The organism is Streptomyces sp. NPDC127108, from assembly GCF_042677545.1.
Classification (GTDB): Bacteria; Actinomycetota; Actinomycetes; order Streptomycetales; family Streptomycetaceae; genus Streptomyces.
The window spans coordinates 25,546-45,162 of record NZ_JBHXTE010000054.1 but is presented as its reverse complement, the minus strand read 5'-3'; the positions used below and the strand labels follow the sequence as shown (position 1 = coordinate 45,162).

The following is a 19,617-nucleotide window of genomic DNA, read 5'->3' as shown; positions in this document are numbered from 1 at the left end:
GTGTGGAAGCCTGTGGCCACCGGGAACCGGTCACTAGGATCCACACGTTGATCCGATGGCAAGCACGACTGGGGCTCCCCGCCCCTGGACACTATTTGGGAGGAATCGTGGGAGTCAGCCTCAGCAAGGGCGGCAACGTATCGCTGAGCAAGGAGGCGCCGGGCCTGACCGCAGTTCTGGTCGGCCTCGGCTGGGACGTCCGTACCACCACCGGCACGGACTTCGACCTGGACGCCAGCGCCATCCTGACGAACGCGGAGGGCAAGGTCAGCAGTGACGCCAACTTCGTGTTCTTCAACAACCTGAAGAGCCCCGACGGCTCGGTCGAGCACACCGGTGACAACACCACCGGTGAGGGCGAGGGCGACGACGAGGCGATCAAGGTCGACCTCTCCGCGGTGCCGGCCGACATCGAGAAGATCGTCTTCCCGGTCTCGATCTACGACGCCGAGAACCGCCAGCAGTCGTTCGGCCAGGTCCGCAACGCGTTCATTCGCGTCGTGAACCAGGCGGGCGGCGCTGAGCTCGCCCGCTACGACCTCTCCGAGGACGCCTCCACGGAGACGGCCATGGTCTTCGGCGAGCTGTACCGCCACGGCGCGGAGTGGAAGTTCCGCGCCGTCGGCCAGGGGTATGCCTCGGGTCTGCGCGGCATCGCGCAGGACTTCGGCGTCAACGTCTGAGCCGAGCAGTATCCAGCCGAGCAGTCCGGCGCCGCACACGACAGGTGCGGCGCCGGACGTGCTCGGCATCGCACGGCCGCCGTGCCCCGGCTCTCGCGCCGGGGCACGCGGCAGCCACAGGCAGCACCTCGGGGAGGACCAGCATCATGGGCGTCACGCTCGCCAAGGGAGGCAATGTCTCCCTGTCCAAGGCCGCACCCGATCTCACGAAGGTGATGGTCGGCCTCGGCTGGGACGCTCGCTCCACCACCGGAGCCCCGTTCGACCTGGACGCCAGCGCGCTGCTGTGCCAGTCGGGCCGGGTCCTGGGCGACGAGTGGTTCGTGTTCTACAACAACCTGACGAGCCCCGACGGCTCCGTCGAGCACACCGGGGACAACCTCACCGGCGAGGGCGACGGCGACGACGAGTCGCTGATCCTCGACCTCACCAAGGTCCCGGCCCACTGCGACAAGATCGTCTTCCCGGTCTCCATCCATGATGCGGACAACCGGGGGCAGACATTCGGTCAGGTCAGCAACGCGTTCATCCGCGTGGTGAACCAGGCGGACGGCCAGGAGCTCGCCCGCTACGACCTCAGTGAGGACGCCTCCACGGAGACCGCGATGATCTTCGGAGAGGTGTATCGATACGGCGGCGAGTGGAAGTTCCGCGCCGTCGGGCAGGGGTACGCGTCCGGCCTGCGGGGCATCGCTCTAGACTTCGGAGTCAATGTTTCCTAAAGGACTCTCCCCGGGTTCCCCAAACGGCTGACGGTCCACCCGGCAGCCGACTGAGGAGTCCGGGGGCACCCCCCGGTGAAGGCTTCGCGAAGCCGGATCCGGGGACGGCGCGGGGGAGACCCGTACACACACGATTGGGTAGCCAGTGGTTCTGAAAACCTTCGGCTGGTCGTTCGCAGTTACTGCGCTCGGCCTGGTCGCAGCGGTGCTCTTTGGGGGGTGGACGGCGTTCGGGATCGTGGCGATCCTGTCCATCCTCGAGATCTCGCTGTCTTTCGACAACGCGGTGGTCAACGCCGGAATCCTGAAGAAGATGAATGCCTTCTGGCAGAAGATCTTCCTCACCATCGGCATCCTCATCGCCGTCTTCGGCATGCGCCTCGTCTTCCCGGTCGTGATCGTCGCCGTCAGCGCGAGCATGGGCCCGATCGAAGCCGTCAAGCTCGCGCTCAACGACAAGGACCAGTACCAGCAGCTGGTCACCGACGCGCACCCGTCGATCGCGGCGTTCGGTGGCATGTTCCTGCTGATGATCTTCCTCGACTTCGTCTTCGAGGACCGGGACATCAAGTGGCTCGGCTGGCTCGAGCGCCCGCTGGCCAAGCTCGGCAAGGTCGACATGCTGTCGGTGTGCATCGCGCTCATCGTCCTGCTCGTCTCCGCGATGACCTTCGCCAAGCACGCGCACCAGCACGGCGGCACTCACGCCGACAAGGCTGAGACCGTCCTGATCTCGGGCGTCGCGGGTCTCATCACGTATCTCATCGTGGGCGGACTCTCCAGCTACTTCGAGGACAAGCTGGAGGAAGAGGAGGAGCGCGAGCACGAGGCCGAGGAAGAGGCCAAGGCCAAGGGCAAGCAGGTCTCCGTGATCCAGCTCTCCGGCAAGGCCGCGTTCTTCATGTTCCTCTACCTGGAGGTCCTGGACGCGTCGTTCTCCTTCGACGGCGTCATCGGTGCCTTCGCGGTCACCAACGACATCGTCCTGATGGCGCTCGGCCTCGGCATCGGCGCGATGTACGTCCGGTCGCTCACCGTCTACCTGGTCCGCCAGGGCACCCTCGACGACTACGTCTACCTGGAGCACGGCGCGCACTACGCCATCGGCGCCCTCGCCGCGATCCTGCTCATCACCATCCAGTACGAGATCCCCGAGCTCATCACCGGCTCCATCGGCGTGATCCTCATCGGTGCCTCGTTCTGGTCGTCCGTGCGCCGCAACAAGCGGCTCGCGGCCGAGGAGGGCTCCGGCTCGGACGAGAAGGCAGAGGTCTCGTCCGGCGTGTAGCGGTCCCGCCGCCCCGAACACCGCGATGGCGGCGTCCCCGACCGGGGGCGCCGCCATCGGCGTACCCGGGGTGACGTACGGTGAGCCGACTTCGGGATCCGGACGTGTGGGGCCCGCCTCGGTGAGGAACGCTCTTGTGCGGGGCGGTAGTTGAGGCGTGGCCCGGGGGACCGTCCCGAGACGTACGGACAGCAGCGCGGGGCATCTTTCTTGGGGGTGGCATGTCCTTCTGGGACGGTCTGCGGCCGGGGCGTTCGATGGACTTCGCATCGGGCAGCGCCGCGACCAACTCCATCGAACTGACCAAACGGCATCCGACGGTCTCACTGACCAAACAGGGCGCCGCCACGGGCAATCTGCGCGTCACCCTGACCTGGCAGATGCGCACGTCCGACCTCGTCGGCAAGAAGCGCGGCGGCGGCAGTCTGCTGCGGCACCCGCTGAAGATGTTCCAGCCGGAGCCGGTGCAGGCGCACACCCAGAGCATGGTCAACGTGGACCTCGACCTGGGCTGCCTGTACGAGCTGACGGACGGCAGCAAGGGCGTGGTGCAGCCCCTCGGCAACTTCTTCGGGAGCCTCAACTCCCCGCCGTACGTGAAGGGCAGCGGCGACGACCGCTTCGGCTCGGGCTCCGGCGAGACCCTCTACGTCAACCTCGACCACCGCGAGTCGATCAAGCGCCTGCTGGTCTTCGTCTACATCTACGACCAGACGCCCGCCTTCGACCGCACCCACGCCAAGGTGACGCTCTACCCGAGCAACGGCCCGCGCGTGGAGATCGACCTGGAGGAGCGTGCCCCGCAGGCCCGCTCCTGCGCGGTGCTCACGATCGAGAACATCAAGGACGAGCTGATCGTGCGCCGCGAGGTGCGGTACGTGTACGGCTTCCAGGCCGAGCTGGACCGGCTGTACGGCTGGGGGCTGCAGTGGGGCCGCGGCTACAAGACCAAGGTGGGCGGCACCTGAGCCGTCCCGCGGGAGCCGCCCCGGGGGACGGGCGCCGGGCGGCTCAGCGGGACAGGAACTGCGGCCCCTGCGGCGGCAGCCGGAAGTTCGGGTCGGGCACCGGCGCGGGCGCGACCGGATGCGGGTAGCCGTACGCCGGTACGGGGGGCTGGGTGGGCGCGGGCTGCGGGTAGCCGTAGGACGGCTGGGGCGCGGGGTAGCGCGGCGGCTCCGGCGGGTAGCCGTACGCGGGCTGGGGCGCCGGGGGCGCGGCGGCCGGGTACGGGACCGAGGGCTCGGCGGGCGGCAGGGTGTGCGCCGGGGGCACCGGGGCGGGACCCGTCGTCCCCAGGCGCTGCGTCTGCGGCGCGGACGCGTCGGGTGACGGCTCCGGCACGGCCTCCGACTCGTCCACGGAGATGCCGAAGTCGGTGGCGAGGCCCACCAGGCCGTTGGAGTAGCCCTCGCCGAGCGCGCGGAACTTCCAGCCCTCGCCGCGGCGGTACAGCTCCCCGCAGATCAGCGCGGTCTCGGCGCCGGTCTGCGGGGTGATGTCGAAGTACGCGAGGGGCTCGGCGTCGGACGCGGCCGGGGAGGCGTCGTACAGCAGGATCCGCAGGGCGCGGACGTGCTCGAAGGGCACGTCGTCGGCGGACGCGACGAGCAGCACCCGGCCGACCGCCGGGTCCAGGCCCGCGAGATCGGTCTGGACGGTGTCCGTCAGGCCCTCGGCGACCCGCTTCTTGCCCAGGCGCCAGACCTTGCCCGAGGGGTGGCGCGGCTGGTTGTAGAAGACGAAGTCCTCGTCCGAGCGCACCCGGCCGTCGATGCCGAGCAGCAGCGCCGACGCGTCGACGTCGGGGGTGCCCTGGCGCGGCGTCCAGCGCAGCACGGCGCGGACGGCGGTGGCTTCGAGCGGGACGTTCGACCCCTTCGACATCGCGTGCGTCATGCGGTCATCCTGCCTTCCTGGTCCGGCGCCGGACAACGCGGGGCCCCGGCCTCCGGCCCGCCGTGTCCCCGCCCGGCTGGCCGGCCCGCGCCCGGGCGTACGCTTTCGGACACCTGCCCGTCCCGGCACGGTCCTGCCCGTGTCCTGCCCGTCTTGTGGCCTATGACACCTGCCTGTGCCGGTGTGGGGCACTCGTGTGCGACATGGCCGGGTTACCTGAATTTCATGGCCGGAGGGAACCTCCGACACCCGCCCCTACGTACTATTACCGGCCACATCACTTCGGATCGCGTCGGCGATACGGGCGATATCAGGAGAATTCCAGGGGAACCCCATGCGTCATTTCGGGCACATAGCCCCAGAGGTGCGAAAGCGCCTCTTCCACAGGGAGCCGTGTGCCTTCACCGCGGACTCCCCGCCACAGCTGCTCGCGGTGGCGCTCGGCGCCACGCTGTACAGCCCGGCCACCCGGCCGCGGCTCGCGGACGACATCCTCAAGCAGGCCAGCCGTGGCGTGATCTCGATGGTCATCTGCCTGGAGGACTCCATCGGCGACGCGGACGTCGTGGCCGCCGAGGAGAATCTGATCCGGCATTTCGTGGACCTCGCCGGGCGTCCGGACGTCGAGCCTCCTCTCCTCTTCATCCGGGTCCGCACTCCCGGGCAGATCCCTGACCTGGCCCGCAGGCTCGGCCCCGCGATCCGTCTGCTGTCCGGATTCGTACTGCCGAAATTCACCGAGGAGCGCGGCGTCCCGTTCCTGGAGTCCCTCTCGGCCGCCGAGGCCGCCACCGGGCGCCGCCTTTTCGCGATGCCGGTCCTCGAATCGCCCCAGCTGCTGTATCTGGAGAGCCGCCCCGAGGTCCTCGCGGGCATCGCCCGCACCGTCGACAAGTACCGCGAGCGGGTGCTCGCGCTGCGCCTCGGCGTCACCGACTTCTGCTCCGCGTACGCCCTGCGCAGACCCCCGCACATGACGGCGTACGACGTCCAGATCGTCGCGTCCGTCATCGCCGACGTGGTCAACCACCTCGGCCGGGCCGACGGCACGGGCTTCACCGTCACCGGGCCCGTCTGGGAGTACTTCCGCGTCCAGGAGCGGATGTTCAAGCCGCAGCTGCGCCAGAGCCCCTTCCTCCAGGTCCGCGCCGAGGAGCTGCGCCAGGCCCTGATCGAGCACGACCTGGACGGCCTGCTGCGCGAGATCGAGCTGGACCGGGCCAACGGTCTGCTCGGCAAGACCTGCATCCACCCCTCGCACGTCCTGCCCGTGCACGCCCTCTCGGTCGTCAGCCACGAGGAGTTCAGCGACGCGCAGGACATCCTGCGCCCGGAGCGGGACGGCGGCGGCGTCATGCGGTCCGCGTACACGAACAAGATGAACGAGGTGAAGCCGCACCGCGCCTGGGCGGAGCGGACCCTGCGGCGCGCCGAGGTCTTCGGCGTCGCCCGCGAGGACGTCGGCTTCGTGGAGCTGCTCAGTGCGGGGTTGCCCTCGTGACGGACGTAAGGAAGACAGAAGACGTGGTGTGGTCGGGTGAGTGGGTCGCCGAGCGGCTCGGGGTCGAGCTGGTCGAGGACGGGGGTCCCGAGGGTGGGGGCCCCGAGGGCGGGGGCACCGAGGCCGGGGGCGCCGGCGCGGAGGGTGCCGCCGGGCCGGGGCCGCTCAAGGAACTGCTCGGGCTCGCCCTGCGCCGCAACCCCAAGCGGGCGCACCTGCTCGTCTCGAACGTCCTCGGCAAGCACGTGCCGCAGCACCCGTCGGTGATCTGGCGCTCCGGGTACGACCTCGGCGTGCGCGTCCGCGAGCTGCTCGGCCCGGACGAGGCCGCCCGCGCCGTCGTCCTCGGCTACGCGGAGACCGCGACCGGCCTCGGCCACAGCGTCGCCGACGGCCTCGCCCTCGCCCCCTACCTGCACTCCACCCGCCGCCCCGTCCCCGGCGTCGAGCGCGCGGGCGGCTTCGAGGAGTCCCACTCCCACGCCACCTCCCACCTGCTGCTCCCCGAGGACCCCCGGCTGCTCGCGGGCGACGGCGCCCTCGTCCTCGTCGACGACGAGTTCTCCACCGGCAACACCGTCCTGAACACCATCCGCGACCTGCACGAGAGCTTCCCGCGCGAGCGGTACGTCATCGTCGCCCTGGTCGACATGCGCGGCCCCGACGACCGTGCCCGCCTCGACGCCTTCGCGCGCGACCTCGGCGCCCGCGTCGACCTGATCGCGCTCGCCTCCGGCACGGTGCGGCTGCCCGCCGACGTCCTGGCGAAGGGGCAGGCGCTGGTCGCCCGGCACGAGACGGAGGCACCGGCGCCGGTGCCCGCGCCGGGCGGGGGGCGGGCGCCCGTCACCCGCGTCGACCTCGGCTGGCCCGCGGGGGTGCCCGACGGCGGCCGGCACGGCTTCACGGCCGCGCACCGGGCGCGCCTGGACGCGGCGCTGCCGGACATGGCGGAGCGGGTCGCGGCCGCGCTGCCGGACGCGGCCCGCCGGGTGCTCGTGCTCGGCTTCGAGGAGCTGATGTACGCGCCGCTGGCGCTGGGTGTGGCGTTGGAGCGGAGGGTGGGCCGGGGCCTTGGTGCCGGTGGTGCCGGTGGTGCCGGTGGTGCCGATGGCGCGGCAGGTGTCCGCGGAGGTGGCGCCCTGGCTGTCGGTGGTGGCGGCGCTCTGGCTGTCGGTAGTGGCGGCGTCCCGGCTGCCGGTGGTGGCGGTGATGGCGTGGAGGTCCGCTACTCCACGACCACCCGCTCACCCGTCCTCGCCGTCGACGACCCCGGCTACGCCATCCGCACCCGCCTCGTCTTCCCGGCGCACGACGACCCGGCCGACGGTCCGGGCCCGCGCTACGCGTACAACGTGGCGGGCGGCGGCTTCGACGCGATCGTCGCGGTCGTGGACTCGGCCGCGGACACGGAGCGGCTGCACGCGGCCGACGGCCTGCTGGCCCAGCTGTCCGCGCACACCGGGCAGGTGCTGCTCGCGGTCGTCCCCTCGTACGTGCCGTCGTCCGTCCCCCCGTACGACCCTTCGCACGCCCCGGACCTCGCGGACGCCGACGCCCGCACCACCCCCACCACCCCCGAAAGGCCCTCCTCCGTGCTGCCCGACCCCCTCCGAGGCCCCGCCTTCTCCTCCTACGCGCCCGACGACGTCGGCTGGCTCCTTCAGGACCTGTCGGACGTCACGCTCGAAGCGCCGACCGAGGAGCGCGAGGAGGCCATCCAGAGCGGCGGCGCGCACTACGCCGAGTCGCTGCCGGTGGAGTACCAGCCGAGCCCGCGCTACCAGGAGCTGTTCCGGGCCGCGCTCGACGCCTCGGCGGCCCGCATCGCGCAGGCCGTCGGCACGGTCACCGAGACCGTCCTCGCCGAACGCGCGTCCCGCGACGGCACCGGCCGTCCGGTCCTTGTGTCCCTGGCCCGCGCGGGCACCCCCGTCGGCGTCCTGATGCGCCGCTGGGCGCAGCACCGGCGCGGCCTCGACCTGCCGCACTACGCCGTGTCCATCGTGCGCGGCCGAGGCATCGACGCCAACGCGCTGCGCTGGCTCGCCGCCCACCACGACCCGGCCGACGTCGTCTTCGTCGACGGCTGGACCGGCAAGGGCGCGATCACCCGTGAACTTGTCGCCGCGATCGAGGAGTTCGAGGCTGCGGGCGGAGCCCACGGCTTCGACCCGGCGGTGGCGGTGCTCGCCGACCCCGGCTCCTGCGTGCGCACCTACGGCACCCGCGAGGACTTCCTCATCCCGTCCGCGTGCCTCAACTCCACGGTGTCCGGGCTGATATCGCGTACGGTGCTCCGCGCCGATCTGGTCGGCCCCGACGACTTCCACGGCGCGAAGTTCTACCGCGACCTCGCGGACGCCGACGTCTCCGGCGACTTCGTCGACGCGATCTCCGCCCGCTTCGACGAGGTGGCCGACGCCGTGGACGTCCAGGTCAAGGAGCTGCTGGCCGCGGACCGGGCGCCCACCTGGGAGGGCTGGGCCGCCGTCGAGCGCATCAGCGAGGAGTACGGCATCCACGACGTGAACCTCGTGAAGCCCGGCGTCGGCGAGACCACCCGGGTGCTGCTGCGCCGCGTCCCGTGGAAGATCCTCGCCCGCCAGGGTGCGGGCGCCGACCTCGACCACGTCCGGCTGCTCGCCGAGCAGCGCGGCGTGCCCGTCGAGGAGGTGGCCGAACTCCCCTACACCTGCGTGGGGTTGATCCACCCGAAGTACACGCGCGGCGCGACCGGCGCCGACGGCAAGGCGGTGGCCGGCGCATGAGCACCCCGCACCCCTCTCCCGCCCCCGGCGCCCCCGGCTCCGTAGGCCCCCGCCCGCTCGTCGCGAGCGACCTCGACCGCACCCTCATCTACTCCGCCGCCGCGCTCGGCCTGCGCATGCCCGACGCCGAGGCCCCGCGGCTGCTCTGCGTCGAGGTGTACGAGGGCAAGCCCCTGTCGTACGTCACGGAGGCCGCCGCCGCGCTCTTCGTGGAACTGGCGGAGCGCACCGTCTTCGTACCCACGACGACCCGTACCCGCGAGCAGTACCACCGCATCCATCTCCCCGGCCCCGTACCGGAGTTCGCGATCTGCGCCAACGGCGGGCACCTGCTGGTCGACGGCGAGTCCGACCCGGCATGGCGGGCCGCCGTCGACCGCCGTCTGGCCGCCGAGTGCGCGCCCCTCGCCGAGGTCCGCGCCCACCTCCAGCGCACCGCCGACCCGTCCTGGCTGCTCAAGGAACGCGTCGCCGAGGACCTGTTCGCCTACCTCGTCGTGGACCGCGCGCTGCTGCCGTCCGGCTGGGTCAAGGAACTGGGGGAGTGGGCCGCCGGGCGCGGCTGGACCGTCTCCCTCCAGGGCCGCAAGATCTACGCCGTGCCGCGGCCCCTCACCAAGAGCGCGGCCATGCGCGAGGTCGCCCGCCGCACGGACGCCCCCGAGGTCCTCGCCGCCGGCGACTCCCTCCTCGACGCCGACCTCCTCGAAGCCGCCACCCGCTCCTGGCGCCCGTCCCACGGTGAACTCGCCGACACGGGCTGGACGACGCGGGGCCTGACGGTGCTCCCGGAGCGGGGGATCGCGGCGGGCGAACAGATCCTCCGAGAGTTCCTGGGGCGTCAGAGGTTTGCATGACCTTCTCGGTCCGGCCTGAAGGCGGCGGACTCGCGTCCGCCGCCGCTGTGGGCACCTGGGCCGCCCCCACCCCCGTACCCTGTCCCCATGCCCCGATACGAGTACCGCTGCCGCCCCTGCGGCACCACCTTCGAGCTGACCCGCCCCATGGCGGAATCCGCCGCCCCGGCCACCTGCCCCTCCGGCCACGAGGACACGGTCAAGCTCCTCTCGACCGTGGCGGTGGCAGGCACGGCCTCGGTACAAGCCCCGGCCCCGGCGGCCGGTGGCGGTGGCGGAGGCGGCTGCTGCGGTGGCGGCTGCTGCGGCTGACGCCCGGGCGCAGGGCGGACGGGGCTAGCGCAGCACGGCCCCGTCCCCGCCTCCCAGCATTCCCAACTCCGCCCGAGTGGGCGCCCCTTCCCAGTCCCCCCGAGAGGCCACGGCGAACGCCCCCGTGGTGACGCCCCGCTCCAGCCGCTCGCCCACGCCCTCCCCGTCGAGCAGCGCGGACAGATACCCGGCGACGAAGGCGTCCCCGGCGCCCACGGCGTCCACGGCCCGAACGGCCCGCGCGGGACAGTGGAGTTCACCGTCCGGCGTGTACGCGGTGGCCCCGCGCGAGCCGAGCTTGACGACGACCTCGCGCACCCCGAGTCCGAGCAACAGCCCGGCCTGGTCGGCGAGTTCACCGGGGGTGCCGTCGGCGGGCAGGCACAGCGGCAGCTCGTCGTCGGAGGCGACGAGCACGTCGACGTACGGGATCCAGTCCCGAAGCGCCGCCCCGGCCTCCTCGTCGCTCCACAGCCGCGACCGGAAGTTGACGTCGAGGCAGACCCGCACGGAGTGCCGCCGGGCAAGGCGCAGCGCCCGCTCGCAGGCGGCCCGCGGCCCCGCCCCGAGGGCCGGGGTGATCCCGGTCAGATGCAGCACCCGAGGCGGCGGCCCCGCGTCGAAGGCCCGCTGCACGGCGTCGGGGCCGAGCCGTGAACCGGCGGACCCGGCACGGTAGTAGTGCACCCGCGTCACCTCGGGCAGCCGGGGCTCGAAGAGCAGCAGCCCCGTCGGCGCGCCCGCGTCCCGGGCCGCGCCGGAGACGTCCACGCCCTCGGCCCGCAGCGTGCGCAGCACCAGCTCCCCGGCCTCGTCGTCGCCGACGGCCCCCGTCCAGCGCACGGTGTGCCCGAGCCGGGCCAGGCCGATGGCGACGTTCGACTCGGCCCCGGCGACGGACACCGCCATCGACCCGCCGAGCCGCAACGGCCCGTCGCCGCGCAGGGCGACCATGCTCTCGCCGAAGGTGAGGACGTCCGCACCGCTGGGGGCGCTCACCCGCACACCGCCACGAACTCCGCGGCCCGCGCCCGCAGCGCCCCCAGGTCCCCGCCGTCCGCCGCGTCACCGACCAGCGGCGAGCCGACGCCGACGGCGACCGCGCCCAGCTCCAGGTACTCCGCCGCGGCCGCCGCGTCCACGCCGCCGACCGGCACGAACGGCACGTCGGGGAACGGCCCGCGCAACGCCTTCAGATACGCCGGACCGCCCACGGCCGACGCCGGGAAGATCTTCAGGGCGCTCGCACCCGCCGCCCCGGCCGCGATCACGTCGGTCGGCGTGAGGACCCCGGCGAGCACCGGAAGGCCCCGGCCGACGGCGGTGTCGACACCCGGGCCCAGCCCCGGCGTCACCACGAGGTTCGCGCCCGCGTCGGCCGCGCGCGCCGCGTCGTCCGCCGTGAGCACCGTGCCCGCGCCCAGCCACGCCTCAGGCCCGAGCTCGGCCCGCGCCCGGCGCAGCACCCCCAGCGCGTCGTAGCCGCTCAGGGACACCTCGACCAGCGGCACACCGCACTCGACGAGCGCCATGACCGTACGGAACGACGCCTCCGCGTCCGTGCCGCGCACGATGGCGACGAGCCGCCGCGCCCGCAGCTCCTGCATGAAGTCGACCATGCCCCCAGGCTCGCACAGCGCCGCAGGCGCAGCTCAGCGCCCCCGAGGCGGCGACCAGGTCAGGTTCTGTCCGGGTGACGCGCCTTCCAGTACGGGTTGTCGTGCGGAAGCGTCGCGCTGACGCGCCCGTACATCCCGAAGAACATCAGGAGCACGCCCACCACAAAACTGAACAGCACGTTCTGGATGCGGAACGCGAGGAAGTTGAGGCTGCTCTCGAGGAGGGCGAGGTTCACGAAGCCGCTCAGGATGAACGCGATGCCGAGGACCATGTTCAGCGTCGACGCGAAGTTGCCGCCGATCACCATGCCGGCGAAGAGCAGCAGTCCGACGCAGATCGACAGGACGCTCAGCGCTCCGTTGGTGTTCAGGCCCGCCACGGTGTCGCCGCGGGTGTCGAAGAACCCGATCTTGTCGATCAGGCCGAGGATGCCGAACGCGAGCAGGACCAGGCCCATCAGACCGGCGCCGAAGCGGTAGATCCGGCTCAGCCGGTGGTCGACGGGCAGATGCTCGTCGAGGGTGACGTGCCGCCTGCGGTCCTTGGACCGGGGACCGGGGTGAAGTACGTGCGTGGCCATGTCCGCCTCCCTGAATGCGCGCGGAAGACCCGTCCTTCGTCCTTCCAGGATCCGCCCGGAGGCCGCAGATCGCCAACAAGAACCCCGCCGACCAGCACATTCGCGGTTTCCCCTGGCAGTGCTCCTCCGGGCCCTAGGCCCCCTGCCCCCGCTCCTCCCGGATCTGCGCGACGACCCGGGCGACGGTCGTGCGCACGCCCTCCGTCTCGGTCAGGAAGTGCCAGTAGTCGGGGTGGCGGCCCTCCAGGGCGGCGACGGCGCGGTCCAGACGGGCCACCGAGTCGTCGAGGGGGTGGGCGTGGCGCGGGTCGGGCTTCTGGCGGCCCGCCATGGCCAGGCGCTGGGCGTCCCGGATGGCGAAGCGGGTGCGCTCGATCTCCGCCTGCGGGTCCTTCGACACGGCGTTCAGACGGCGCAGCCGGTCACCGGCGGCGGACACGGCCTCGTCGGTGGAGTTCAGGAGCGCGCGCACGGTGGAGAGCTGGGCCGTGGCGTCCGGCCAGCGCTGGTCCTCGCGGGCCCGCTGCGCCTCCTTCAGCTTGGCCTCGGCCTGCCGCACGTTCTCCTCGGCCTGCTGCGGAACCCGCTGGAGGTCCTGCCAGCAGGCGGCGGTGAACCGGCGCCGCAGCTCGCTGAGGATCGGCTGCACCTGCTCGCTGCGGGTGGTCAGGGCCTGCGCGCGCGTACGCAGCGACACCAGGCGCCGGTCGATCTCACGGGCCCGCTCCGGCAGCCGCTCGGCCTCGGCACGGACCGCTTCGCCGTCCCGTACGACACGGTCGGCGCGCTGCAGGGTGTCGGCGACGCCGTGCTGCCCCGCGCCCTGGTTCAGCTTGGTCAGCTCGGGGGCGAGCGCGGCGAGGCGGCCCGCCAGATCGTCGGCCTTCAGACCCGCGGCCCGGACCGCGTCCAGGGCGTTGCTCGCGGCGAGCAGGGTCTGCCGGGCGCGCTCCACGGCCGGGGCCAGGCGCGCCAGTTGGGTCTCGGCCTTGTCGAGCAGCGGCGAAAGGCCCTGCGAGAACCGGTCCAGGTCGTTCTTGGCGTTGCCGAGGGCGTCCTTGGCCTGGGTCAGCTCGGCGCGGGCACGCGCGGCGGCCGACGCCTCCAGGTCGTCGCGGTCGAGGTCGTGCGCGTCGACGGCGGTGATGTACTGATGGCTCACCTCGTCGATGCGCCGCCCGAACGCCTCGAAGTCGGCGGCGGCCTTGCGGGCGGCCGGGGAGGAGTCCACGGCCGCGATGGTCTCGATGGAGATCCGCAGGTCGCGCTGCGCGGTGTCCAGCTCGTAGAACGCGGCCGCGGCGGCGTCCTTCGCGGCCTGCGCCTCGGCCCGCACGCTCTCGCCGCGCCCGCCGAACCAGCGCCGCGTACCGCCGCCGGTGAAGGAGGCGGGCAAGGTCGCGGCGAGGAGGGGGAGGGGCAGCAGGACGAGGGCGAGGGTGTCGCGGGCGGCGGTCCGCAGGGGCGGGCGCGACTGCTGTCGCCGTCGGCCGCCCGGCCCGCGTCCCGATCGGAGGCGACCGCCGTAGGCCGCGGCGCCGCAGCGCGAGACGACGGCATCCGCGGCGGACACCGCCAACGACGTCCATCTGTTCCTTGTGTACGGCCGCGGAGGTGTCGCCGTCACTGTCCCTCTCCCGTGCTGTTCGCCCTGCCCGGTTCATTCTCCCACCGGTTAGGGACGAACACACGGGCCGGTCAGTTCGCGCTGCGCACTGTGACGTTGCCGTCGGCGCTCCGTACGGACACGTGGTGGGGGCTGTGGTCGTCGCGGGGAACGGTGACGTTGGTGCCACCGTCGACGGTCTCGGTGTCGACGCGGTACGAGACGGCCCCGCCCTCCCCACCACCCCCCTTGCTCCCCTTCACCGGCAGCGCGATGTCCACGGACCCGTCCTGGCTGCGGGCCTGGAGCCGGTCGGGGGCGGAGGAGAGGTCGAGCCGCACGGAGCCGTCCTTGGAGGTGGCGCTGACACGCTTGGACGTGACGTCGACGGCGCGCACGGAGCCGTCGACGCTGCGCAGGTCGAGCGGACCGCTGATGTCGCGCAGCCGCACGGACCCGTCCGCCGTACGCACCTTCAGCGGCCCCCGGAACCCGGTGGCCGACACCGAGCCGTCCTTGTTCACGATGTTCACGGCCGTGCCGCGGGGGACGACGACACGGTGCTTGGCGGAGCAGTTGCTGATGACGCCGCTGCACTTCATGCGCAGCGTGAGCCGGTCCCCGTCCATCTTCCACGTGACCTCGGGGCTCTTCCCGAGCACGGTCCGCCCGTCGAACCACCGCGTCACGCGCACGTCCTCGGTCCCCTTGTCGCCCGCGACCACCAACTCCAGCGCCGAGTCATCGGAATCCACCGTGAGGGTCCGCCCCGACAGCGCGAACGACCGCTGCTCCGGGTCGGAGTCGTCCGAGGCGTCGGCCCCGCACGCCGCGACGAGCCCGACGACGGCGGTCGTCGCCCCCACCGCGACCAGAACCCGGACTCCCCGCGGACCCGACTGCTGCCCCGGACGACGACTGCGGACGGCCATGACGCTCTCCCCTTGTCCCACCTGCCCACAGCCCCTGCCGCAAGCACAGGACGACGCTACGAACCCCCGCCCGCCAAGGGCATCCGGCCGCCCACCGGATCCAAGGTGGGGCTAGCCCCCGCACCCCCCGGGCCCTTCGCCCCCACCCCTCACCAGGGGTTTGCGAGCCCGACCCACCGGCAAGGTAGGCTGTCGGAACATTCCGGGCGCGTAGCTCAGGGGTAGAGCGCTGCCCTTACAAGGCAGATGTCGGCGGTTCGAAACCGTCCGCGCCCACCCGGAACGAAGACCCCCAGCCGATCAGGGCTGGGGGTCTTCGGCGTTCAGCGCGATGACGAAGCCGCGGTGGTCCAGAGGCCGGCGATGAGTTTCCCCGCCCGTCTCCGTCTTACCTTGCGAATGCCAAGGAAGCGGCGTACGGCAACAACCTCATCGAAGACTCCTGAACAGGCGGTATCCGTGATGGACAAGCAGTTCACCGCAACTCTGCAGAAGAGCCCGGACAAGGGCGGCTGGACCTATGTCGTGTGGCCCGAGTCGGCCGAGTTCTTCGGCACCCGCGGCCTGGTGAAGGTCCGGGGCACGATCGACGGTCATCCGTTCCGGAGTTCGTTCATGGCCCTGGGGGACGGGACGCACAAGTTGCCTGTGAAGGCGGAGGTGCGCAAGGCGATCGGCAAGGAGGAAGGGGACACCGTGACCGTCCGTCTGCAGGAGCGGGTCAACGCCTGACGTCTTCAACGGCCCCGGTCGTCGTGTGAGTCGTGTGCGTCGTCGGCGTCGGAGACGAGTGCGGTGTAGTCGTTCTTCTTGACCCGGTCGCACGGGTCCGGGCGGGCCTTGCCGCCCTCCGCGTGCTGCTTCTCCAGGGCCCGGGCGCAGGCCTCGACGCGGTCCTCGTACGTGGAGTGGTTCAGCCAGAGGACGAGGCCGGTGATGCCTGCGGCGATGGTGAGGGTGGAGGCGGGGATGAAGATGGTCGAGCGGCGCATGGGTCCCCCCGGGGGCGGGTGTTGAGGGCCCGGAGCGTAGCGGTGCGGGGAGGGTGATCGGGCGGGAACCGTGAAGCGTCGTACAGGTGCCGCGGTGGGTGCTACTTCGGTTCGGGTGGTGGGGCGAACAGGGCCACCAGGGTGCGGAAGGCCGTGCGGTACGCGGTGGGGGTGGTGCCGTTGAGGCGTTGGAAGTGGTGGCGGAGGTTCGCGGGGGTGCCGAGGCCCGTGCGGGTCGGGATCTGTTCCACGGGGGTGTCGGTGTGTTCCAGGAGCCACTGGGCGTGGCGCACGCGGGCGCGCAGGAGGTACTGGAGCGGGGTGAGGCCCGTGTGGACGCGGAAGCTCCGGTTGAGGCTGCGGACGCTGGTGTTCGCGTGGGCCGCGATGTCCGCGAGCGTCAGGGGACGGTGGAGGTTGGACTCCAGCCAGGTCGTGGTGGGGACGAGGGGGGCGGCGATCGCGGTGTCCGGGGGCGGTGTCTCTTCGGCTCGTGCCTTCGTGGGGGTGTCCGCGCGCAGGGCCTCTGAGGGGTTCGGGAGCATCAGGAAGAGTTGGCGGTCGGCCTCCAGGGCCGCCTCCTTGCCGTGGTCCTCCTCGATGATGCGTACGCAGACGTCCTTGCCGCCCAGCACACCCGCGGAGGTGAGGAACTGGCCGTCGGCCACCGGCCAGTCGGTGAGGTCGACCTCGATCCGCGGGTGGCGGCGGGCCAGTTCGGGCGCGTGGGACCAGGCCGTCGTGGCGCGGCGGCCGTCGAGGAGGCCGGTCGCCGCGAGGGCGAAGGTGCCGGTGCCGATCGTGGCGATGCGGGTGCCGCGGTCGGCGGCGGCGCGCAGGGCTTCGAGTACGGCGGGGGGTGGCGGGGCAGGGCAGTCGCCGTATCCCGTGACCAGTACCGTCCCGGCGTCCGCCAGGCCGTCCAGGCCCCGCTCCGGTGTCACGAGGAGCGGGCCGGGCGGGGCCGTCGTGATCGCGTCCCGCGCGGCGCACACCCGCAGCTCGTACGGCGGGCGCCGGTAGAACGTGCGCGACGCCGCGCCGAACAGCAGCGCCGGAGTGCTGAGCTGGGGCGCGGGCACCCCGTCGAGCGCGAGCAGCGCGACCACGGTCATGGCCAGAATTTAGCCCAGGGTGGCAGCAGCTCGCTTTTCCCTGGCCCCTGGGCCCACGGAGCATGGAGAACACACGGGGGAGACCACGGCGACGCCTGGTCCCACCGCACGTGTGTTCCACACGTCCACTCCGCACGTTCGTTGCGCATTTCGCGTACCAGGTGAAGGGCACCTCCATGTCTGCTTCCGCCACTCCGGCCTCCCGCCGCCCCTCCCGCACCGCACGCCGCGTCCTCGGCGGCCTCGGAGCCCTCGGCGCCGCCACCGCCCTGTGCGCCACCGGCCTCACCGGCAGCGCCCAGGCCATCGTCGGCGGCAAGGACGCCACCAAGAAGTACCCGTTCATGGTGTCGATCCCGATGACCCTGGAGAAGGAGGACGGCACCAAGCTGAAGGGCGTGTGCGGCGGAACCCTGATCGACCCCCAGTGGGTCGTCACCGCGGCCCACTGCGCCCAGGACGACTTCGTGGCCAAGCCGACCGGGAAGGTCCGCGTCGGCAGCGACAAGCTCAGCTCCGGCGGTACGGTCCGCACCATCGTCAAGAAGGTGGTCAACCCCGCGTACGACATCGGCGGCGACAAGCGCTCCCACGACGACATCGCCCTGCTCCGCCTCGACCGCCCCGTGACCAAGTACGCCCCGATCCGCGTCGCCGAGCACGCCCCGAAGGTCGGCGCGCACACCCGGATCCTCGGCTTCGGCACGACGGTCGACAGCACCGACCTGGAGGAGTGGAAGTTCTCCGAGCGTCTCCAGGAGCTCGACACCCGCAGGGCCGCGGCCGACAAGTGCCTCGACATCAAGGGCAAGACCGAGCTGTGCACGCAGAGCCGCGTCCGCAACGCCATGGCGTGCAACGGTGACTCCGGCGGGCCGCAGATCCAGCGCGTCGGCGGTCGCTGGCAGCTCGTCGGCGCCACCTCCGGCGACGGTGACGCCGCCGTCGACCGGCGCTGCGCGGGCGGCCCCGGGATCTACACCTCCGTGGCCGCGTACAAGGGCTGGATCGACAAGACGATCGCCTCGCACCGCTGAGCCATCCGGCCACGGGCGGATGCGGATAATGCCGGGCATGTCAGTCATCGCGCTGCTCGTCCTCGACGGCGTCCCCGCCCACCAGCTCACCACTCCCGGCCTGGTCCTGGACGCCGTCGCCCGCAGCGCCCCCGAGGCCGCGTACGAACTGCGGGTCTGCGCGGTCCCGCGCACCGTCACCACCGCCCGCCCCGCCCCGCTGACCGTCACCGCGGACCGGGGGCTCGACGGGGTGGACGGGGCCGGGACCGTGCTGGTGGCCGGGCACGACGGGTTCCGGGCGGAGCCGCCGCCGGGCGTGGTCGAAGCCCTGCGCGCGGCGGTCGACCGGGGGAGCCGGGTCCTCGCCGTGGGCACCGGCGCGTTCACGCTCGCGGCGGCCGGGGTGCTGGACGGCCGCCGCGCGACGACCGAGTGGAGCCACGTCCCCGAACTGGCCGCGCGCCACCCGAGGGTGGCGGTCGACCCGGCGGGGACCCTCGTCGTGGACGGGCCGTTCCGCACGTCGGCCGGGTTCCTCGGCGGGCTCGACCTGTGCCTGCGGCTCGTCGAGGAGGACCACGGCGCCGAGGTGGCCGCGGCGACCGTCCGGCACCTCGTCCTGCCCGTGTACGACGACGCCGGGGCCGCGCGCGCCGAGCTGGAGCGGGCCCTCGCCGAGACCGGCGGCCTGGAGCCGACCGTCCGCTGGCTGGAGGCGTCCGCGGACCGGCCCCTCACCCTCGCCGACATCGCCGCGCACGCCCGCCTCAGCCCGCGCACGCTCGACCGCAGGTTCCGCGCGCACACCGGCCTCAGCCCGCTCCAGTACCTGCTGCGCGTGCGCCTGGACCGGGCGCGCCACCTCCTGGAGCACGACGACGGCGCGACGATCGAAGACATCGCCGCACGCGTGGGGTTCGGCTCGTCGGCGAGCTTCCGACGGCACTTCCGGGACGCGACCGGCCGCACGCCCCGGGACTACCGCGCCGCCCGGAACGGGACTACCGCACCGCCCGGCTCGACTCCGACTGAAGGTGGGCCTTCGCGTTGATCAGGGCCCGGGTGCGCAGCCGGCGCCAGTCGGCGAGGTCGGTGCGGTGGCGGGCGCGGATCTCGGTGAGCGGCTGCTCGCGGAAGGCGGCTTCCGGCTTGAGGTTGTTGACGACCGTAGAGACGCGGAACCAGCGCCGCTGGTCGCCGTAGAGGGTGCGTTGGGCCGAGGCGAGACAGCCGTCGGTGTGGGCGCGTACCGAGTGGCCGGTGGGCAGGGTCAGGGACAGCTCCGTGCGGCCGGTGCCGAACAGGGCCCGCGCCACCCGCTGTTGCTCGGCCGTGGACGGCGCGCGGCTGCCGGGGCGCGGCGGGGTCAGGCCCTTGCGGGTCAGACAGGTGTCGGTGAGCTTCTGCTGCGCCGCCTTGATCATGTCGTCGGGCGGCAGCGCGGGCGTCCGCTCGGCGCGCGGCGCGCACCCGACGGCCAGGAGGGCGAGCAGCACGAGGGGGAGGGCGGCGAGGGCGCGCAGGCCCCTTACGAATCGGCCCCGTCCGGACAAGCCCGGCACGGACAAGTGCGCCCCGGCCTCCCGGCGCTCTCGTGGCGTGACTTCTCGGCGCATGCGGGCGGCTCCTGGGGCTGGTTCGGTGCGCGGTGCATGCGCACCCTCCCCACGGACCGCCGCGCTAAGCGCCTTGTCACCCGGACCGGTGAGCGGCAGGACCG

20 protein-coding genes and 1 tRNA gene are annotated in these 19,617 nt (G+C 72.6%); 12 read left to right on the top strand and 9 right to left on the bottom strand.

Going from position 1 to position 19,617, the window contains the following annotated elements:
• Window positions 1-107: 107 nt before the first annotated feature.
• The 4 genes from ACFVHO_RS34505 to ACFVHO_RS34490 all read left to right on the top strand — a co-directional run bounded on the left by ACFVHO_RS34505 (window position 108) and on the right by ACFVHO_RS34490 (window position 3,661).
• On the top strand, window positions 108-683 hold the full coding sequence (locus tag ACFVHO_RS34505; protein ID WP_385723581.1) for a TerD family protein: 576 nt from the start codon (window positions 108-110) through the stop codon (window positions 681-683).
• 146 nt (window positions 684-829) lie between these two features.
• Window positions 830-1,405, top strand: coding sequence for a TerD family protein (locus tag ACFVHO_RS34500; RefSeq protein ID WP_030358526.1), 576 nt, complete (start codon window positions 830-832; stop codon window positions 1,403-1,405).
• Window positions 1,406-1,550: 145 nt separating this feature from the next.
• Complete coding sequence (locus ACFVHO_RS34495; RefSeq protein WP_385723578.1) at window positions 1,551-2,693, top strand: DUF475 domain-containing protein; 1,143 nt, start codon at window positions 1,551-1,553, stop codon at window positions 2,691-2,693.
• A 221-nt stretch (window positions 2,694-2,914) separates the two neighbouring features.
• Window positions 2,915-3,661, top strand: coding sequence for a Tellurium resistance (locus tag ACFVHO_RS34490; protein WP_385723575.1), 747 nt, complete (start codon window positions 2,915-2,917; stop codon window positions 3,659-3,661).
• Between the two features lie 43 nt (window positions 3,662-3,704).
• Here the strand turns inward: ACFVHO_RS34490 and ACFVHO_RS34485 are convergent, their stop codons facing one another.
• Entirely contained in the window at window positions 3,705-4,592 is an 888-nt protein-coding gene (locus ACFVHO_RS34485; RefSeq protein ID WP_385723572.1) for a TerD family protein, read from the bottom strand.
• 334 nt (window positions 4,593-4,926) lie between these two features.
• On the opposite strand from ACFVHO_RS34485, the gene ACFVHO_RS34480 reads away from it, so the two are divergent.
• From ACFVHO_RS34480 to ACFVHO_RS34465, 4 genes are all read left to right on the top strand, one after another.
• A complete protein-coding gene (locus ACFVHO_RS34480) occupies window positions 4,927-6,093 on the top strand; it encodes an HpcH/HpaI aldolase/citrate lyase family protein (protein WP_385723569.1) in 1,167 nt (388 codons plus the stop codon).
• Window positions 6,090-8,864, top strand: coding sequence for a phosphoribosyltransferase (locus ACFVHO_RS34475; protein ID WP_385723566.1), 2,775 nt, complete (start codon window positions 6,090-6,092; stop codon window positions 8,862-8,864). Before ACFVHO_RS34480 ends, ACFVHO_RS34475 begins: the two co-directional genes overlap by 4 nt.
• Window positions 8,861-9,721, top strand: a complete 861-nt coding sequence (locus ACFVHO_RS34470) for an HAD family hydrolase (protein ID WP_385723564.1) — start codon at window positions 8,861-8,863, stop codon at window positions 9,719-9,721. The genes ACFVHO_RS34475 and ACFVHO_RS34470 overlap by 4 nt, the downstream gene beginning before the upstream one ends.
• 87 nt (window positions 9,722-9,808) lie before the next feature.
• Window positions 9,809-10,033 carry a zinc ribbon domain-containing protein gene (locus ACFVHO_RS34465; protein WP_385723561.1) on the top strand — a complete coding sequence of 75 codons (225 nt, stop codon included), beginning with the start codon at window positions 9,809-9,811 and terminating at the stop codon, window positions 10,031-10,033.
• A gap of 24 nt (window positions 10,034-10,057) precedes the next feature.
• On the opposite strand, the gene ACFVHO_RS34460 is transcribed toward ACFVHO_RS34465, so the two are convergent.
• From ACFVHO_RS34460 to ACFVHO_RS34440, 5 genes are all read right to left on the bottom strand, one after another.
• Window positions 10,058-11,032: a sugar kinase gene (locus ACFVHO_RS34460; RefSeq protein ID WP_385723559.1), complete on the bottom strand. Its 975-nt coding sequence runs from the start codon at window positions 11,030-11,032 to the stop codon at window positions 10,058-10,060.
• The gene (locus ACFVHO_RS34455; RefSeq protein ID WP_385723557.1) at window positions 11,029-11,652 is read right to left on the bottom strand and encodes a bifunctional 4-hydroxy-2-oxoglutarate aldolase/2-dehydro-3-deoxy-phosphogluconate aldolase; all 624 of its coding nucleotides are present in this window, start codon (window positions 11,650-11,652) and stop codon (window positions 11,029-11,031) included. Before ACFVHO_RS34455 ends, ACFVHO_RS34460 begins: the two co-directional genes overlap by 4 nt.
• A gap of 59 nt (window positions 11,653-11,711) precedes the next feature.
• Complete coding sequence (locus ACFVHO_RS34450) at window positions 11,712-12,233, bottom strand: DUF4383 domain-containing protein (RefSeq protein WP_385723554.1); 522 nt, start codon at window positions 12,231-12,233, stop codon at window positions 11,712-11,714.
• A gap of 133 nt (window positions 12,234-12,366) precedes the next feature.
• Window positions 12,367-13,806: a hypothetical protein gene (locus ACFVHO_RS34445; protein ID WP_385723551.1), complete on the bottom strand. Its 1,440-nt coding sequence runs from the start codon at window positions 13,804-13,806 to the stop codon at window positions 12,367-12,369.
• A 125-nt stretch (window positions 13,807-13,931) separates the two neighbouring features.
• On the bottom strand, window positions 13,932-14,771 hold the full coding sequence (locus tag ACFVHO_RS34440; RefSeq protein WP_385723549.1) for a DUF4097 family beta strand repeat-containing protein: 840 nt from the start codon (window positions 14,769-14,771) through the stop codon (window positions 13,932-13,934).
• Window positions 14,772-14,975: 204 nt separating this feature from the next.
• Here ACFVHO_RS34440 and ACFVHO_RS34435 point away from each other — a divergent pair.
• Window positions 14,976-15,047: transfer RNA gene (locus tag ACFVHO_RS34435), tRNA-Val, on the top strand.
• Between the two features lie 186 nt (window positions 15,048-15,233).
• Window positions 15,234-15,503 carry a DUF1905 domain-containing protein gene (locus ACFVHO_RS34430; RefSeq protein WP_385723546.1) on the top strand — a complete coding sequence of 90 codons (270 nt, stop codon included), beginning with the start codon at window positions 15,234-15,236 and terminating at the stop codon, window positions 15,501-15,503.
• Between the two features lie 5 nt (window positions 15,504-15,508).
• Here ACFVHO_RS34430 and ACFVHO_RS34425 read toward each other — a convergent pair whose 3' ends face one another.
• Together ACFVHO_RS34425 and ACFVHO_RS34420 are read right to left on the bottom strand one after the other, a co-directional pair.
• On the bottom strand, window positions 15,509-15,763 hold the full coding sequence (locus ACFVHO_RS34425; protein ID WP_385723545.1) for a hypothetical protein: 255 nt from the start codon (window positions 15,761-15,763) through the stop codon (window positions 15,509-15,511).
• Between the two features lie 101 nt (window positions 15,764-15,864).
• Window positions 15,865-16,878, bottom strand: coding sequence for a GlxA family transcriptional regulator (locus ACFVHO_RS34420; RefSeq protein WP_385723542.1), 1,014 nt, complete (start codon window positions 16,876-16,878; stop codon window positions 15,865-15,867).
• A 176-nt stretch (window positions 16,879-17,054) separates the two neighbouring features.
• On the opposite strand from ACFVHO_RS34420, the gene ACFVHO_RS34415 reads away from it, so the two are divergent.
• A complete protein-coding gene (locus tag ACFVHO_RS34415; protein ID WP_385723540.1) occupies window positions 17,055-17,915 on the top strand; it encodes a S1 family peptidase in 861 nt (286 codons plus the stop codon).
• Between the two features lie 37 nt (window positions 17,916-17,952).
• The gene (locus ACFVHO_RS34410; protein ID WP_385723538.1) at window positions 17,953-18,948 is read left to right on the top strand and encodes a GlxA family transcriptional regulator; all 996 of its coding nucleotides are present in this window, start codon (window positions 17,953-17,955) and stop codon (window positions 18,946-18,948) included.
• Here ACFVHO_RS34410 and ACFVHO_RS34405 read toward each other — a convergent pair.
• Window positions 18,899-19,513, bottom strand: coding sequence for a hypothetical protein (locus tag ACFVHO_RS34405; protein WP_385723535.1), 615 nt, complete (start codon window positions 19,511-19,513; stop codon window positions 18,899-18,901). The two genes, ACFVHO_RS34410 and ACFVHO_RS34405, sit on opposite strands and share 50 nt — an antisense overlap.
• Window positions 19,514-19,617 lie beyond the last annotated feature (104 nt).

Excerpts from the sequence above, each read along its gene's own strand:
- ACFVHO_RS34410 (WP_385723538.1), top strand. The coding sequence starts at position 17,953 with ATGTCAGTCATCGCGCTGCTCGTCCTCGACGGCGTCCCCGCCCACCAG.
- ACFVHO_RS34480 (WP_385723569.1), top strand. The coding sequence starts at position 4,927 with ATGCGTCATTTCGGGCACATAGCCCCAGAGGTGCGAAAGCGCCTCTTC.
- ACFVHO_RS34490 (WP_385723575.1), top strand. The coding sequence starts at position 2,915 with ATGTCCTTCTGGGACGGTCTGCGGCCGGGGCGTTCGATGGACTTCGCA.
- ACFVHO_RS34455 (WP_385723557.1), bottom strand. The coding sequence starts at position 11,652 with ATGGTCGACTTCATGCAGGAGCTGCGGGCGCGGCGGCTCGTCGCCATC.
- ACFVHO_RS34465 (WP_385723561.1), top strand. The coding sequence starts at position 9,809 with ATGCCCCGATACGAGTACCGCTGCCGCCCCTGCGGCACCACCTTCGAG.
- ACFVHO_RS34415 (WP_385723540.1), top strand. The coding sequence starts at position 17,055 with ATGTCTGCTTCCGCCACTCCGGCCTCCCGCCGCCCCTCCCGCACCGCA.
- ACFVHO_RS34405 (WP_385723535.1), bottom strand. The coding sequence starts at position 19,513 with ATGCGCCGAGAAGTCACGCCACGAGAGCGCCGGGAGGCCGGGGCGCAC.
- ACFVHO_RS34485 (WP_385723572.1), bottom strand. The coding sequence starts at position 4,592 with ATGACGCACGCGATGTCGAAGGGGTCGAACGTCCCGCTCGAAGCCACC.
- ACFVHO_RS34425 (WP_385723545.1), bottom strand. The coding sequence starts at position 15,763 with ATGCGCCGCTCGACCATCTTCATCCCCGCCTCCACCCTCACCATCGCC.
- ACFVHO_RS34430 (WP_385723546.1), top strand. The coding sequence starts at position 15,234 with ATGGACAAGCAGTTCACCGCAACTCTGCAGAAGAGCCCGGACAAGGGC.
- ACFVHO_RS34450 (WP_385723554.1), bottom strand. The coding sequence starts at position 12,233 with ATGGCCACGCACGTACTTCACCCCGGTCCCCGGTCCAAGGACCGCAGG.
- ACFVHO_RS34440 (WP_385723549.1), bottom strand. The coding sequence starts at position 14,771 with ATGGCCGTCCGCAGTCGTCGTCCGGGGCAGCAGTCGGGTCCGCGGGGA.
- ACFVHO_RS34420 (WP_385723542.1), bottom strand. The coding sequence starts at position 16,878 with ATGACCGTGGTCGCGCTGCTCGCGCTCGACGGGGTGCCCGCGCCCCAG.
- ACFVHO_RS34470 (WP_385723564.1), top strand. The coding sequence starts at position 8,861 with ATGAGCACCCCGCACCCCTCTCCCGCCCCCGGCGCCCCCGGCTCCGTA.
- ACFVHO_RS34500 (WP_030358526.1), top strand. The coding sequence starts at position 830 with ATGGGCGTCACGCTCGCCAAGGGAGGCAATGTCTCCCTGTCCAAGGCC.